General features: G+C 70.9%; 13 protein-coding genes. 3 read left to right on the forward strand and 10 right to left on the reverse strand.

Annotated features, from left to right (window positions below):
• Positions 1–70: 70 nt before the first annotated feature.
• The 10 genes from QP090_RS14345 to QP090_RS14385 all read right to left on the reverse strand — a co-directional run bounded on the left by QP090_RS14345 (position 71) and on the right by QP090_RS14385 (position 10,608).
• On the reverse strand, positions 71–1,360 hold the full coding sequence (locus QP090_RS14345; protein WP_285939346.1) for a hypothetical protein: 1,290 nt from the start codon (positions 1,358–1,360) through the stop codon (positions 71–73).
• Between the two features lie 245 nt (positions 1,361–1,605).
• The gene (locus QP090_RS37650) at positions 1,606–2,178 is read right to left on the reverse strand and encodes an Rv3654c family TadE-like protein (protein ID WP_432763036.1); all 573 of its coding nucleotides are present in this window, start codon (positions 2,176–2,178) and stop codon (positions 1,606–1,608) included.
• Complete coding sequence (locus tag QP090_RS14350) at positions 2,126–2,500, reverse strand: TadE family type IV pilus minor pilin (protein WP_285939348.1); 375 nt, start codon at positions 2,498–2,500, stop codon at positions 2,126–2,128. Before QP090_RS14350 ends, QP090_RS37650 begins: the two co-directional genes overlap by 53 nt.
• A complete protein-coding gene (locus QP090_RS14355) occupies positions 2,497–2,691 on the reverse strand; it encodes a DUF4244 domain-containing protein (protein WP_285939349.1) in 195 nt (64 codons plus the stop codon). The genes QP090_RS14350 and QP090_RS14355 overlap by 4 nt, the downstream gene beginning before the upstream one ends.
• A gap of 112 nt (positions 2,692–2,803) precedes the next feature.
• On the reverse strand, positions 2,804–3,448 hold the full coding sequence (locus tag QP090_RS14360; RefSeq protein WP_285939350.1) for a type II secretion system F family protein: 645 nt from the start codon (positions 3,446–3,448) through the stop codon (positions 2,804–2,806).
• Positions 3,449–4,368: 920 nt separating this feature from the next.
• Positions 4,369–5,121, reverse strand: coding sequence for a type II secretion system F family protein (locus QP090_RS14365; protein WP_285939351.1), 753 nt, complete (start codon positions 5,119–5,121; stop codon positions 4,369–4,371).
• Positions 5,118–6,296: a TadA family conjugal transfer-associated ATPase gene (locus QP090_RS14370; protein ID WP_285939352.1), complete on the reverse strand. Its 1,179-nt coding sequence runs from the start codon at positions 6,294–6,296 to the stop codon at positions 5,118–5,120. The genes QP090_RS14365 and QP090_RS14370 overlap by 4 nt, the downstream gene beginning before the upstream one ends.
• Before the next feature lie 34 nt (positions 6,297–6,330).
• Positions 6,331–7,407, reverse strand: a complete 1,077-nt coding sequence (gene ssd, locus QP090_RS14375) for a septum site-determining protein Ssd (protein WP_285939353.1) — start codon at positions 7,405–7,407, stop codon at positions 6,331–6,333.
• A 1,733-nt stretch (positions 7,408–9,140) separates the two neighbouring features.
• Positions 9,141–9,761 (reverse strand): pentapeptide repeat-containing protein, encoded by a 621-nt coding sequence (locus QP090_RS14380; RefSeq protein ID WP_285939354.1) that lies wholly within the window; start codon positions 9,759–9,761, stop codon positions 9,141–9,143.
• A 49-nt stretch (positions 9,762–9,810) separates the two neighbouring features.
• A complete protein-coding gene (locus tag QP090_RS14385) occupies positions 9,811–10,608 on the reverse strand; it encodes a Fic family protein (RefSeq protein ID WP_285939355.1) in 798 nt (265 codons plus the stop codon).
• Between the two features lie 589 nt (positions 10,609–11,197).
• On the opposite strand from QP090_RS14385, the gene acs reads away from it, so the two are divergent.
• The 3 genes from acs (at position 11,198) to QP090_RS14400 (ending at position 15,312) form a co-directional block, all read left to right on the forward strand.
• Positions 11,198–13,165: an acetate--CoA ligase gene (gene acs, locus QP090_RS14390; RefSeq protein ID WP_285939357.1), complete on the forward strand. Its 1,968-nt coding sequence runs from the start codon at positions 11,198–11,200 to the stop codon at positions 13,163–13,165.
• A gap of 320 nt (positions 13,166–13,485) precedes the next feature.
• The gene (nhaA, locus tag QP090_RS14395; protein WP_285939358.1) at positions 13,486–14,718 is read left to right on the forward strand and encodes a Na+/H+ antiporter NhaA; all 1,233 of its coding nucleotides are present in this window, start codon (positions 13,486–13,488) and stop codon (positions 14,716–14,718) included.
• 162 nt (positions 14,719–14,880) lie between these two features.
• A complete protein-coding gene (locus QP090_RS14400) occupies positions 14,881–15,312 on the forward strand; it encodes a phage holin family protein (protein WP_285939359.1) in 432 nt (143 codons plus the stop codon).
• The last annotated feature ends 3 nt before the right edge of the window (positions 15,313–15,315 follow it).

A 15,315-nucleotide genomic window follows, 5' to 3' on the forward strand; every position in this document is an offset into this window, starting at 1 on the left:
TCGGCGCCCCGGCCAGCGTGCCGTGAGCGGCGTGACGGGGCGCCACCGCACATGGCTTGCCGGCGCGGCCTTACTTGCTGCGGCGGCGGCCTCGGCCGCGGGCGTGGGTCGAACGGCCGCTCTTCTTTGTCTCGGGCTGCGTGGCGCTGGACTTCGGTGCGGGCTTGGCGATCCGGACGTTCACGCCGTTGGATCGCTTGCCGAGGGTGGCCGGGCGACGTCCTGGCCGCGTGGTCGATGTGGGGGGCGTGAGCACCGCGGTGTCCCCGGCGCGCGCCGGGGCGGAGTCGGTGGTCTTCTTCAGTTCCACCGGGACGGAACTGGTCTTCGCAATGGCCTCGGCTCGCGCGATCTGCTCGCGTGCCTTGCGGACCCGGCTCCGGCCGGTGCCGCCGTGCGCCAGCCGTGCCGCCATTCCCTGACGGCTCACTCCGGCCTGCGAGACCCGCAGGCTGCGGGTCCACGTTCCCAGGTGCGCCGCCACGACCAGAAGGATCAGGGCGATGCCGACGCTCTTGCCCCATTGCAGGCGGTCGGTCGCCGCGATGTTCTCCGCCTTGGGCGTCATCTGGTTCGCGACCTGCGGCGCGGGATAGGCGAAGCCGGGAGTGGCGCCGTTGGGCTGAACGGAGGGAAGGGTGTACGGGGCCTCGTTGTTGAACGGCGTCAGCGGCGTCGAGGTGCTCGGCGGGACGCTGCCCGAGGGGTAGGCCGGCGGTGGGCTGCCGGGGAGCGGGGCGGTGGTGGAGCCGCCCGCGACCGTGACGTTCGAGGTGACGATGCTCGAGTAGACCGAGCCGCCGCTGCCGTTGGACCGCTTGGCCCGTACCCGGACGGGGATCCTGCCACTGGTGCTGGACGGCAGGCTGAACGTGGTCGAGCAGTTCGTCCCGGCGCACAGGCTGTCGGCGCTGCCGTTCTTCGAGCGGCCGGAACCCCCGGTCACCGTGTAGCCGGTGAGGTCGTTCTCCAACCCCCGGTTCCAGCGCACGGTCAGCTTGCCGCCCGACGCCTTCGCGGTCACCCCGCCGGGCGAGGCCGGAGGAACCCGGGCGTCGAACGTGCGGGTGCTCTTGGTCGCCCAGGTGAACACCTTGTTCTGAAGCCGCACCTCATAGCGGCCGTTGTTGCCGATGGCCGCGTTGCCGCTCAGAGCGTCGTTGTTGACCCCGCTCTTGCCTGCGACGATCTCTTCGCTGCCGCCGGGCGACACGACCACCAGCCGCCAGGAGTTCCACTGGGTCGTCGCCGTGACCCGCACCGGGCCGGCCGAAGTGATCACCGCGCCGTCGGCGGGACTGGTGATCTCGGCGCTGGCCGCGCTCGCGGGCAGGGCACCGCCGAGGATCGGAACGCTCATCGCAAGAGGTGCCGCGAGCATGACCGCACCGATCCTGCGAATCACCGTCACGGTCTCAATCCCTTCATCGGACGACCTGCCGACAGCGTTCCGGCCGGGCCTGCCGGGGCCTCGGGGGGTCGTTGCGGCCGCCGTGCCGAGAGATAACTGAGGGCTTACGGCAGCGTAACGTACCACCTGGTAGTAAAAATCACAGATAGGTGACAAAGAGGTGGCGAGCCATGAGCCGACCCTCTCCGCACACTCTATTGACGTTGAGTACAACGATCATGTGGATGCCAGCGTACGCTCTCCGGCCCGGCCGGACCAGCCCTGGCCCGTGAGACGACCCTCAGACCTCCGATCCCGAACGGCGCTTCCAGCAGCACTGTCACCGAGACCTCGGCGACCATGCCGCACACCCCGCACGCCGAGACGCGCCCTCCCGACCCGGTGGCGATGACGGACGCCTTCCTGCATGCCGCCGCTCCACCGTCGGCGGCATACCGTGCGGCGGCGAGTGCGGCGAGATCCGCCGCGGCATCCGCGCGGTGCCGGGCCGCTCGCACGCCTCCCACCGCCATCGCGGCGGTGGCCGCCGACCAGACGACCGCCCCGAACGCCAGCACCCATATCGACCCCGCTCCTCGGTCGCTCCCCTCACGTCCAGCACGCCCCCTTCTCCACCGCACTCCCCTGAGCCGGCGCGCTCTCACCCTCGTCACCTTCCTGCCCTCTGCCGCGGCCTCTTCATTTCCGCTCCCTTCTCCAGACCTCCGTCGTCGCTCACCTCCCATCGCCCGCCGCCCCCGGTTCTGTCGCGGCGACGGCTCGCGCATGGACCGTCAAAGGAGACAGGCCGGCGGGCGCGGGTGCCTTGACCGGCACGGAGACCTCAACGCGCGCGGTCTCCGCATCTCGCCGGACCTCGACCGTCGCGCCATCCGGCAGCGCCTTGGCGACCAACTCCCGCACGGCCGTGAGGGCTTCGCCGCGAGCCGCCGCACGCGCCCCGGTGCGCGCGGCGTCCGTGCAGGTGAGCTGGACGGACGCGACCGTGACGCCCCACAGCGCGATCGCCGTGATCAGCACCAGGCTGGGCAGTGCCACGGCGATCTCCACCGTGGCCATGCCACCGTCACGGCGCACCCGTGCGCTCACCCCGCCAGGCTCAGCGCCTTTTTGATGATCCCTAAGAGGAGGCCCTTCACCTCCGGACTGCTCACGATCTTGAACAGAACTCCCGCGAACGCCGCCGCGGCGATCGTGCCGACCGCGTACTCCGCGGTCGACATGCCCAGTTCCTTGGCCGATCCGCGCCATCTCCGCACCACCGTCGCCATCACCCGCATCCGGGCCTCCCTTCCGTCCGGGCGCTTGACCGCGCCCGCTCTTCAAGCCTGCGGCGCGTCGAACCCGGACAACAGGCGAACGTCGTTCTGTGGATAACTCCGAGTGGCGGATTCACCAGGGGAGGAGAAGCGAGGAGGCGATCCCTGCGATGGCCGGCACCAGCCCAAGGAGAACGAAGGCGGGCAGGAAGCACAGGCCCAGCGGCACGAGCGCCCGGACGCCCGCGGCACGGGCCCGCGCCGCGGCGTCCGTACGAGCGGTGCGCCGCTGATCTCGAGCGAGCCGGACCAGGGACGGCGCCAGCCCGGAGCCGCTGGAAGCGGCGCGTACCGCAGTCCGTGCCAGCGGCGCCAGCAGGGGCTCGTCGCCGAGAGCCAGCCATGCCGCGGCCGGGTCGGCGCCAAGCTTGATCTGGACGGCCACACCCCTGAACTCGTCGCCAAGGGGGCCGTCGACCGCCTCCGCGACGGCTTCGACCGCCTCACTCCAGGGAGTGCCGCCGCGAAGGCAGGCCGCCAGGAGATCCACGGCGATCGGCAGATCGGCCGCGAGCCGTGCCCGGCGCCGCCGCTGTTCGGCGCGAGCCTGATGCCCGAACGAGCGCCACACCAGCAGCGCGACCGCGACACCGAGCGACCCACCGAGCAGACCGCCCAGCAGGACTGCGCACACGGCCCCGGCCACGATCGGAGCAGCGCGGCGCACCACCATTTCGCGCCGTTCGGACAGCCCAGCCGCCGCACTGCCGCGATCCAACGGGCACCCTCCAGGTTGCGCGCAGTTCCGTCCTGCACGCCCCCGTCGGGCCCAGCGGCTGCCTTCACGCGCCCCAGGCCACCCCAGGCGGCGCGACCAAGCGCCACGGCCGCTCAGCTTCGATGGACGGCGACCGATGTCGACCGCCCTGCCGCCTGTTCTCCGGGGGCCAGGCCGTCCAAGCCGCCCTGACCCGCTGCTCTTGCTCGGCTCGCTCCGACTTCGATGCGCACGGCGTCCAACGCCGGCACGCGGTGGATGCCTCTGTTGATACTCGACGGCGCCCAAGCCACCACGCCACGTTCGACTTCTCCGGAGGGCGGCGCAGCCACCGTCGCCACACATCCGCAGCGTGGCTTGGGCCGGCGCCGAACCGCTGTCCGAAGGGGACGGCAACTGATCCGTCACCACCTGGCCACCACGACGCCAGAATCCCGGTCTTCGGCCGGCCACAGACTCTGGTGACCCTCGGTGCGGAAACCGTCCCGCCAACCTCCGCACAGCGGGCTTGGTCCCGTTCGGCAGGAGAAACCCGCAGGCCGCCATGCACAGGGCGGCTGCCAGCAGCATCATCACGCCTCCTTCGGGCGTCGGTGTTCGGCCGTCCGGCACGTGTTGTGCGGACGGCAGGGCTGGATCGGCCACCCCCGGAACTTGGTCGCGCCGAGCCCTTCGCGGCCGTCCTCGGGGGTGCCGGTTCGGACTGCCGGTCTCGGAACACCGGACTCGGATGTGCGCCCCTGGCCAGGGCTATTCCGATCGCGACAGTCGGGAAGTAGCGCGCGCGTGGTGCTTCTGACTGGCGACGTCTGGGGCAGTGCGGTGACCAGCCGTGACGAGCGTGGTCGAACAACTCGTTCGACCGCCGCCTCCGGAGCGGCTGCGCTAGTTCGGCGTGCTCCAGCAGGTCGAGGTGGGGGTCACCTGGGGGTAGCGGCGGCCTGAGCTAGGCGGCGGGTCCACCAGAGGCCGGTCAGGTCGAGCCCGATGCCCGCTGTCAGGCAGGCAGCACCAGGGAGCGTGCCGAAGAGGAACGTGATGGGGTTCGCGCCCAGTGCCGCGGCCATGGCGAGGCCGAGGGCGGGCAGTATCGCGAGGAAGCGGGCGGTCGAGCGTGGGCCGGCGAGTTGGACGGCTACTTCCTGGCGCTGCGTCTCCTGATCGCGGAGGGCGGCGGCCAGGCTGTCGAGGACCGTGGCGAGAGTGCCGCCTCGTTCGGCTCCGATGCGCCAGCAGGCCGCGAGCAGCCGCAGCCCTTCGGCGCCCGGCCGGCCGGCGAGTCCCGCGAGGCGGTCGGGGATCTCGGGGACGCGGTCCGGGGACGGCGATCGGTCGGTGGCGGTGAGGAACTCGTTCAGCGGCGACACGATGCGCGGGTCGAGCACCGCGGCGGCCGCTGCGAACGCCTCATCGGGGGTTCGGCCGGCGGCGAGTTCGGCGGCCATACCGTCGCAGATCTCGATGACCGCGGTCCGCCACAGGCCCGGCAGCTTCCGCCGGTCACGAACGACGCGCACCCGGGCCGCGAGGAGATCGACGGCTCGTAGCCCCAGTCGGCGGTGCCGGGGCGGTGCGAACATCCGGTCGAGCCGTCGCACGGCGGGGGACGGGGTGAGCAGCAGCCACACCGCGCCTGAGCAGCACAGTGCCGCGAGCCCGATGGCATCGATCACGGTGGCTCCTCTCGCGTTCCCGGATCCCAGCGGTTCTCAAGGCGTTCGACGAGCGCGGCGGCGCCGACGGCCGTCACCATCGCGCCGGCCGCGGTGAACGACACCGCGGGTACGACGCCGACCAGGCCGTCCGCCGCGCGGCGGAGCAGGCACACCTCGGCCACCCGGCGCCGCCCGCCGCCCGGCTCGCGGACCAGGTGAACGACGACGTCGAGGGCGGCGGCGAGCTGGCTGTGCACGGCCTCCCGGCTCAGTCCCGCCGCGCAGCCCAGCGCCTCAAGGCGGGCGGGGACGTCGGCGGCGGCGTTGGCGTGCAGGGTGCCGCATCCCCCCTCATGACCGGTGTTGAGCGAGTTGAGCAGAACAACGACCTCGGAACCCCGGACCTCACCGACGACGAGGCGGTCGGGGCGCATGCGCAGCGCTTGGCGGACGAGTTCGTTGAGGGTGACGCCGCCCGCGCCCTCCACATTGGGCGGACGCGCCTCCAGCCGCACGACGTGACCGTGTTCGGGGCGCAGCTCGGCGGAATCCTCGACGAGGACAAGCCGTTCGGACGGGTCCGCCAGCGACAGCATGCAGCTCAGCAGCGTGGTCTTGCCGGAACCGGTGCCGCCGGAGATCAGGAAGGCCGTGCGGGTCTCGATCAGCGCGGCCAGCAGCGACGCTCCCTCAATCGGTACGGTGCCGGCCGCGACGAGTTCGTCGAGCGTGAACGCGCGCCGGCGGGGCAGGCGCAATGACAGGCAGGTGCCACCGGCGGACACCGGGGGGAGCACGGCGTGCAGCCGCACCCCGCCCGGCAGTCGCGCGTCGGCGTACGGTGCGGCGTCGTCCAGCCGTCGTCCGGCCGCGGCGGTGAGCCGCTGGGCGAGACGCCGCAGGGTGGCTTCGTCTTGGAACCGCAGAGCGGTGCGGAGCAAGCCCTCACCTGTGTCCACCCAGACTTCGTCCGGTCCGTTGACGAGGACGTCGGTGACCTCTGGCGCACGCAGCAGCGGTTCCAGGGGGCCCGCGCCGACGAACTCGGCCTGTAACTCGTCGGCCAGAGCCAGTACCTCTCGATCGCCGAGGAGGCGCTCCTCAGCGCGCAGCGCCGCCGCCACCCGCCCGGCGGTCGGTTCGCCGCCCGTATCGGCGAGCCGGCCACGAACCGCATCGGACAGCCTGGTCATCGTGAACCTCCCTGGAAACCGGCGGGTGTGGCCATCAGGCGGCCTCGTCCAGCTCGTACTCCTGGGGCACCAGGTCGGCGACGAGGCGATGGCAGAGGTCGGTCAGAGGGCCGCGGTGGGTGGCCCGAGCGAGGTTGCCCTCCTCCACCGCCGCCGGGATCTTGCGATCGCTCTCGAAGACGCCCGCGAGGGGCAGGCCGAGCGCCTGGGTGATCATGTCCGGGGCGAGGCCGCCGGGTGACGGGCAGCGCACGACCAGGCGCAGGTCGGTGGTCTCGCGTCGCAGCGCGGCGGACAGGCCGTCGGCGGCCACCGTGGCGCGGACCTCGGCCGGAACGACGAGGAAGGTGAGGTCGGCCGCGCGCAGGGCCGATCGGCCCGTCTCCTCCAGATGGCGCGGCACGTCCACGACCACCAGGTCGAAGCCCCGGACCGCGGCGTCCAGCAGGGAGAGGACCGCTTCCTGGGAGAGCGGGACGGGTTCGCCTCGGCGCCAGGAGAGCATGGAGAGGTCGCCCAGGCGTGGCAGCGACTCGCGCAGGGTCGAAGTGCTCAGCCTGCCGCGCCGCTCGGCGAGGTCGGGCCAGCGCACACCCTCGTGCTCCTCAAGGCCGAGCATGAGGTCGAGACCGCCGCCGAACGGGTCGGCGTCGATCAGCAGCGTGCGGGCGCCCGCACGCGACGCGGCCAGGGCGAGCGCGGCGGAGAGCACGCTCGCCCCGGCTCCGCCCCTCGCCCCGACGACGCAGAGCATGGTGCCCCAGCCGTCGGCGGGCTCGGTGGACGCCGCGAACCCGTCGATCAGCCACGCCTCGTCGGTCGGCAGGACCGCCAGGTCCTGCGCGCCGATCTCCATGGCCAGGCGGTAGACGTCGGTGGTGTCGCCGCCCCGGCTGACGAGGACGACGCCGGGCCGGCGCTGGAGGCCGGTGGCCGCGAGGTCCCGAGCCAGATCGATGCCGACCAGGATCAGGCCCGGCCCCTGCCAGCCGGCCCTGGCCTCGTCGGCGCTCCGTGCCACCTCCGCTTCGGCGTCGGCCGCCGCCGCCAGCCGCAACAGGCCGTCGGCGATGGCCGGGTCGTCGGTCACGATCATTGCTGTACTGGTCATCGCAGTCCTCCTCAGGTCTGGAGGAATCCACGATGCGCCCTGTGGTCACCGCACGGAAGACCTTCCTCGAACTGTGGATAACTCTGCTCGAGCGCCACCACAAACCCCCCTGAGCTGCCCATATGCCTCGAGTCAGCCAGATGCGGGCAGGGGCGTGGCGGAGGTGGTGGTGTCGTGCGTTCCGGTGCCCTGGCTGGGGATGAGTTGGCTGGCGGGTGCGTGGGCGCAGGGCGGAAGGGCGCAGGGCGGAAGGGCGCAGGGCGGAAGGCGAGCCTGTGCAGGCGGCTGAAGGAGTCGACGGCTGCCTCAAGAGCCGGCTGGGCCGTTCGGCCGGGGGTCTTGGGGTGCGCGGTCTCAGCTATCGGGTGGGGGCCTCAGCTCGAGAGCGAGGCCACCCACCCGACCGCTTCACGACTGGGCGACCCCCGCCGGGGGGGGAGAGCGGGGGTCGCCGAACGGTCCGGCTCCGGGGGGGTAGAGCCGGGCCCGTTTCCCAAGAAAGCTCGGGGGGAGATCACGCTGAGCCGTACGCGAGTTCGATCTGTGGGAGCGGCGAACTCGCTGTCTCCAGTCTAGGCAGCCACAACATATGCTGCCCGATCGGCGAGACTTCCGTCGAGTCGCAATCTCCCTCGACGTTGACATTTTTTCTCACCTGGTTGGGATGATCCCACTCACGGGCGCGAAGCGGAGCCACTGCGGAGCCGTTCGCACCCCGCCGGCGTCCCTGCCGGTGAACGACCGGACGAGAGACGGAGCGTACCGGAGAAGCGGCACGCGTCTCCCGAATCAAGGAGATCGACACCCAAAAGAACTCATCACACTGCGTGATCGATTCTTGGTATGCCGACCGGCATCCGGCACTCATGGAATGGTGACCGGCGGGCTCTCCGGAAGGCGGCGGGAACACTCCCGGCAGGGCGGCATCGCGTCCGCGGCTTACCTTCATGAGGTGTCCATTTTATGAACAGGGGCTTGTCATCTGGGCATACGAGGCGTAGACAGGATCTACGGACCAAGTGTCCGAGCACGGCAGCCGAGCACCCACGCGCGACCAGCCGCGGGAGGCGCGTCGAGACGGGCTTGACCCGATCCGACGAATATGAGGTGCACGCTTGGTAACCCGGTGTGACGTGACTGGCGGCGGCGCCCCATAGCGAAGGGGCGCCGTTCGCTGTGGCGGGAACATTTCGCGATCGGATGTCCCATCATCGCCCCGCTCCGAAGAGCGGCTCCGCGCAGAGCGGCACGCCCCCTGCATGCCGGCGAAACCATGCGGGTGATGGACATCGCGTCTCCGGCTGATGACATCGTCACTACTGCACCGCTCTAGACAGTGACCCTCGGGTGACAACGGACGCACCACGCACGAACCCGGCAAATTTGCGGACGAATAACCATCTTTCGGGCAATTCACCCCTACTGTCGCCAATCGCGAGAGACCCCGAACAGGGCGGAGTTCTCACCGCGGCGATCCACCACCGCCGCGGACCGTGCGGATCGCCTGTGGCGCGGCACTCTGTAATGGCCAGTGATACACACACTCACGTCTATTGTCGGCGCATCTGCGGCAAATCGGTATAAGTGAGGCTGACGGGTATGGGCTGATGGCCGTTCGCTTGTGAGTCCAAGCGCGAAGTTCAGCGGCAGCCGGGCCCGCGCCCAGCGCGGGTGGCGGACCGGGCCCGCGCCCAGCGCGGGTGGCGCTCCATCTCCGCTGTGGGGCGGGAGGGCTACTCGGAGCGCACGTCGAGGCCCAGGGACGTGGCGACCACGACGGCCTGATAGGGGTCGATCACGGCGTTCTTCAACTCGACGCTGTGCGGGTCGATGGAGGAGATCTCACTGCCGCGCAGGTCGCAGCCGGTGAAGTCGGCCTTCTGCGTCCAGGCGCCGGAGAGGTCGACCTTACGGAGGGTGCCACCCGCACACCGTGCGCCTGTGAAGTCTGCCTCGCGCATGCGCACGTCGGTGAAGGACGCGCGCCGCAGGTCGGCTCCCGGCAGGCCGGTGAACGACCAGTCGCCACCGCTGACCTTCATCAGGTCGTACGAGCAGTTGTCGAACATGCTGCCCACGAACTTGCATCCGGTGAACGTGGCGTCGAAGAAACGGCACCGGACGAACGTGCAGTTGAGGAACGCGCCATCGGTGTGGGTGGACGCGTTGAACCGGGCCCCACGGAAGGTGCACTCCGTGAACACCGCGCCGACACCGTGGGCCTCGGTCATGTCGATGTCGGTGAACAGAACCCGGACGTGGTTCTCACCGGACAGGTCGCGGGAGTCCCAGTCCTCTGCGACGACGGTGCTGTCAGTAGCGGGCGCGGGTACGCCGTGCTTGCGGTCAGCCACGGACGACCCAGAACGGGCGCGTGTGTCGAGGTTCGTTCCGCAGTATGCGTCAGCCCCTAAGGAGGGCTTCGCAGATCGCCAGGGAGTCCCGGGCGGCTGCGGCGGTAGCGGCGGAACAGTGCCGGAGCCAGGTGGCGACCCCCTCAGGAGTACCTGACGCGTAAGCGCGGAGCGAGGTCGCGTAGTCATCGGCGAGTTCGGCGTGCCCGACCTCGGGGGCGGTCAGCGACTTGGGGTCGAGACCGCGCGAGACGAGGGTGAGGCGCTGCGCCGCGCGCGCGACGATGCCGTCCCCCCAGCCGAAGGGCTGGAGCGTCAGCAGCTCGCCGTGCACGATCGCCGCCACCACCAGTGCGGGGGCCTTGGTCGGCCGGGTGAGCAGTCCGCTGAGCGCGTCCAGGCGTCCCGCGACCTCGGACGGTGATGGGGTGGTGCCGACCTTGAACACGTCCGTCACGGGCTGGTCACCGGTGCGCGGGCGCCCCAGGTCGGCGCTGTCCACGGCGTCCGCGGCGGCCAGCACGTGGAGCCGTGCCAGGGCCTGCCGGGGGGCCTGGCGCCAGGTTTCGGAAAGCGTTCCGAGTTCGGCGGAGACCCGCAGCGCACCCTGCACGATCGGATCGCCAGGGTTCTCCGTGGTCCGCAGTTCGTCCAAGGTGACCGACGCGCCCTCCAGGGCGGCGGAGGCGCGGGCCCCGCGCAACGCGGACTCCGTAGAGACTTCGGCGCTGCGCCGGCGCAGGATGCGATGGCCGAGCAACCGGTCCACCGCTGCGCGTGCCTCAGCGACAGCGTCGGCCACGCCAGGCAGGTTCGCTACATCGGCAAAGGCATCGGCTTCGGTCACGGCCCGACTTTATGCTGTCGCCCCCAGCGTTCGTGCATCACCCCGCCCCCACGCGAGTCGCCGCCTCTATGCGATGCGTTGCCGCCGTAGGCCGCACAGACCGCACAGGCCGCACAGGCAGGCCCCTCTTTGCCTGTGCGCACCGACTAGTGCAGGACGCGCGGTCACTACCGTCCCGCGCTGTACAGAGTCTGTGCGCTGTACAGAGTCTGTGCGGGCCGTACGAGGTCCCGCCCAAGGTTTGTCCCGCGCGAGTGCGGGCTGAGCAGGTGCGGACCACTGGACGGGTGCCGTCCGTGGGGTGTGCGAGATGCGTCTCCTCGCGAGCGGAGCGGACAGGTCGGACGACACTACCTCTGCTGGTCAAAGGCCTATTGCGGCGTGACACCGGACGCAGTGGCGAAGCACTGATTCCCTGCTATCCAGACTGGGCAGGCAGTGCTCTGTGGGGCATCACTAACATCCACCCGGAATAACTAGCGCCAGGTGACCCCCATGCCCGGCTCCCTGGGACGGCTTGTGAAGCAATGCCGTCCCTGGTGGAGTGGGCGAACGGGCGACCCACGCTTTAGCTAGCAAGGAGTACGCGTTGAGCCAGAGCCAAGAGACACTGTCGAACCTGCTTCAGGAGACGCGGCGCTTCCCCCCGCCGGCGGAGCTCGCCGAGTCGGCGAACGTGACCGCCGAAGCTTACGACGAGGCTGCCGCAGACCGACTGGGCTTCTGGGCCCGGCAGGCCGACCGATTGAGCTGGTCGAAGCGCTGGGACGAGGTCCTGGACTGGAGCAATCCGCCGTTCGCCAAGTGGTTCAAGGGCGGCGAGCTGAACGTCGCGTACAACTGCGTGGACCGGCACGTGGAGGCGGGGCGGGGCGCCAAGGTCGCCTTCCACTGGGAGGGCGAGCCGGGGGACAGCCGGACCATCACCTACGCCGACCTCCAGCGTGAGGTGAACAAGGCCGCCAACGCCCTGCTGGAGCTGGGCGTCCGCAAGGGCGACCGGGTGGCGGTCTACCTGCCGATGATCCCGGAGCTGCCGATCTCGATGCTGGCGTGCGCGCGGATCGGCGCCACGCACTCGGTGGTGTTCGGCGGGTTCTCCGCCGACGCGCTGCGGACGCGCATCGACGACGCGCAGGCCAAGGTCGTCATCACCGCCGACGGCGGGTACCGGCGCGGCAAGCCGTCGGCGCTCAAGCCGACCGTGGACGAGGCGGTGGAGTCCACCCCGAGCGTCGAGCACGTGCTGGTGGTGCGCCGCACCGGCGCGGAGGTCGCCGAGAACGATCGCGACGTGTGGTGGCAGGACGTCGTCGAGCGGCAGAGTGAGGAGCACGCCGCCGAGCCGCACGACGCCGAGCACCCCTTGTTCATCCTCTACACCTCGGGGACGACCGGTAACCCCAAGGGCATCCTGCACACCACCGGCGGATACCTGACGCAGATCGCCTACACCCATCACGCGGTGTTCGACCTCAAGCCGGAGACCGACGTCTACTGGTGCTCGGCGGACATCGGCTGGGTGACCGGGCACTCGTACATCGTGTACGGCCCGCTCGCGAACGGCGCGACCAGCGTCCTGTACGAGGGGACGCCGGACACCCCGCACAAGGGCCGCTGGTGGGAGGTCATCCAGAAGTACAAGGTGTCGATCTTCTACACCGCGCCGACCGCGATCCGCACCTGCATGAAGTGGGGCGACGACATCCCGGCGGAGTACGACCTGTCGTCGCTGCGCGTGCTCGGCAGCGTGGGCGAGCCGATCAACCCCGAGGCCTATGTCTGGTACCGCGAGCACATCGGCGCCGGCAAGACCCCGGTGGTCGACACGTGGTGGCAGACCGAGACCGGCGGCATCATGATCAGCCCGCTGCCGGGCGTGACGGCCGGCAAGCCGGGCGCGGCGATGCGGCCGCTGCCGGGGATCGTCGCGGACGTGGTGGACGACCAGGGGCAGCCGGTGCCGAACGGCGGCGGCGGGTTCCTGGTGGTCAAGGAGCCGTGGCCGGCGATGCTGCGCACCATCTGGGGCGACGACGAGCGGTACGTCAAGACGTACTGGTCGCGGTTCGAGGGCCTCTACTTCGCCGGCGACGGCGCCAAGAAGGACGAGGACGGCGACCTCTGGCTGCTCGGCCGGGTCGACGACGTGATGCTGGTGTCGGGCCACAACATCTCCACCACCGAGGTGGAGTCGGCGCTGGTCTCGCACCCGAAGGTCGCCGAGGCGGCCGTGGTCGGCGCGACCGACCCGGTGACCGGGCAGGCGATCGTCTCGTTCGTCATCCCGCTCAGCAGCGCCGGCGCGGAGGTGGAGGGCGAGGACTTCCTCAAGGAGCTGCGCGACCACGTGGCCAGGACGCTGGGGCCGATCGCCAAGCCCCGCCAGATCATGATCGTTCCGGAGCTGCCCAAGACCCGCTCCGGCAAGATCATGCGGCGGCTGCTCCGGGACGTGGCCGAGAACCGCAGCGTCGGTGACGTCACGACGCTGGCCGACAGCACGGTGATGGACCTGATCTCCGAGAAGCAGTCCGACGTCAAGTCCGACGACTGACCGAGACGATGTAGGCGCGCGCCGGCCCGTGACCCGTACGGCCGGCGGACCCCGTCCTCCCCTGACGGCCCGTACCGGGCTGGGAGCCTCACGCTCCCGTCCGGCACGGGCCGTCGCCGTCCCCGACGGCGTGCGCGCCACCGTCGGAGTGTCCAGGCTGGTCAGGCCGGTGGCCTGGGGTGCATAGGTGACGATCATCCGGGTAGTCTCGTCACCAGGTGTGCCGGGAAGTCTGGTCGGCGGGGGCATGACCCATCCCGGTTTACGGCGGGGACGGGACGTGTCCCGTCCAGCTCGCACGCCTGCTTCCCGGGGGACCCATGCCGCGTCGTGTCGCCGCCATCTGGCCGTTCCGTCCCACCGTCCGCTACAGCCGCAACGTCACCGAGGCGCTCCGCGCGGAGACCGTCGGCGGGATGGTCATGCTCGCGGCCACCGTCGCGGCGCTCGTCTGGGCCAACACCCCGTGGGCGGCCACGTACTTCGGCCTCCAGCATCACGAGTTCAGCCCCGCGTGGCTCGGCCTCGGCCACATGGACGTGCAGCACTGGGCGTCCGGTGGGCTGCTGGCGGTGTTCTTCTTCATGGCGGGGCTCGAACTGCGGGAGGAGCTCACCCACGGCGAGCTGCGCAATCCCCGGGACGCGGCGCTACCGGTGATCGCGGCGGGCGCGGGCGTGGTGGTGCCCGCGCTGATCTTCCTCGCGGTGAGCGCGGGGGCACCGGGCGCGGGGCACGGATGGGCGGTGCCGACCGCCACCGACATCGCGTTCGCGCTCGCGGTGCTCGCGGTGACGTTCACCTCGTGCCCGGCGCCGCTGCGCGCGTTCCTGCTGACCCTGGCCGTGGTCGACGACCTGATCGCGATCACGATCATCGCGTTGTTCTACACCGAGAGGCTGAGCTGGGGCCCGCTGCTGGCCGGCGCCGCGCTGATCGCGGTGTACGGGGCGTTGCAGTCCCGGGGCGTCCGGTCCCCCTGGCTGTACGTCCCGCTGGCCGTCCTGGCCTGGTACTTCGTGCAGAGGAGCGGCATCCACGCGACCGTCGCCGGGGTGGCCCTCGGCATGCTGACCAGCCCGCGGGTGAGCGGGGACGACCGTCCGACCAACGCCGAGCGGGCCGACCACGTGCTGCGGCCGTTCTCCGCCGGGTTCTGCGTGCCGGTCTTCGCGTTCCTGTCGGCCGGGGTGGGGCTGAGCGGGTCGCAGCTCGGAGCGGTGTTCGGCGACCGGGTGGCGCTGGGGGTGATCACCGGACTGGTGATCGGTAAGTTCATCGGCGTCTTCGGCGGGGCCTGGACCGCGGTCCGGCTCGGCCTGGCCACGCTCGGCGACGAGCTGTACTGGCGGGAGATCGCCGGAGTGGCGTTGCTCGCCGGGGTCGGTTTCACCGTTTCTCTGCTGATCGGCGGTTTGGCCTATCCCGATCCCGCACAATTCGAGAGAGTGACGACAGCGGTCCTGATCGCGAGCGTGCTCGCCTCGGTGGCCGCCACCATCGTCTTCAGGCGGCGGGTGCGCCGGCGCGCGCTCTTGGACGGCGCCGGGTGACCGTCACCGTGGCCGACCCCCGCCGGTCCTCCCGGGCCGGTGGCGGACGGCGGCCCGGCGGCCCGGGGGCGTCGAGGACGACGCCGGGTGGCCGGGCGGTCCGCCCGGCTGCCAGGCTGGGGCGAGCCCTGGAGGCCGGGGCCCTGGAAGGAGAACTGCGATATGTCCGAGGCATTGCCGGGCGAGCGGACCGAGGACAAGACCCTCGGCGAACTGGTCGCGCTGGCGTCGAGCAACGTGTCGAGCCTGGTCAGGGCGGAGATGGACCTGGCCAAGCTGGAGCTCAAGGACGACGCCAAGAAGGCGGCGCTGGGCTCGGTGATGTTCGCGATCGCGGGGCTGATCGCCGGGCTGATCGTCATCCTGCTGTCGATCGCCGCCGCCTACGGGCTGGTCGCGGCGGGGATCTGGCACTGGGCCGCGTTCCTGATCGTCGCGGGCGTGTACCTGCTGCTGGCGCTGGCGCTGATCGCGATCGGCTACTGGCGGATCAAGAAGATCGACGGGGCCAAGCGGACCCGTTCCACCCTCAAGGCCGACCTGACGATGCTGCGCCACCGCGGCGACTCGGACAAGCCCGCCCTGACGGACTGACCC

The sequence above is a fragment of the Actinomadura xylanilytica genome, from assembly GCF_030283145.1.
Lineage (GTDB): Bacteria > Actinomycetota > Actinomycetes > Streptosporangiales > Streptosporangiaceae > Spirillospora > Spirillospora xylanilytica.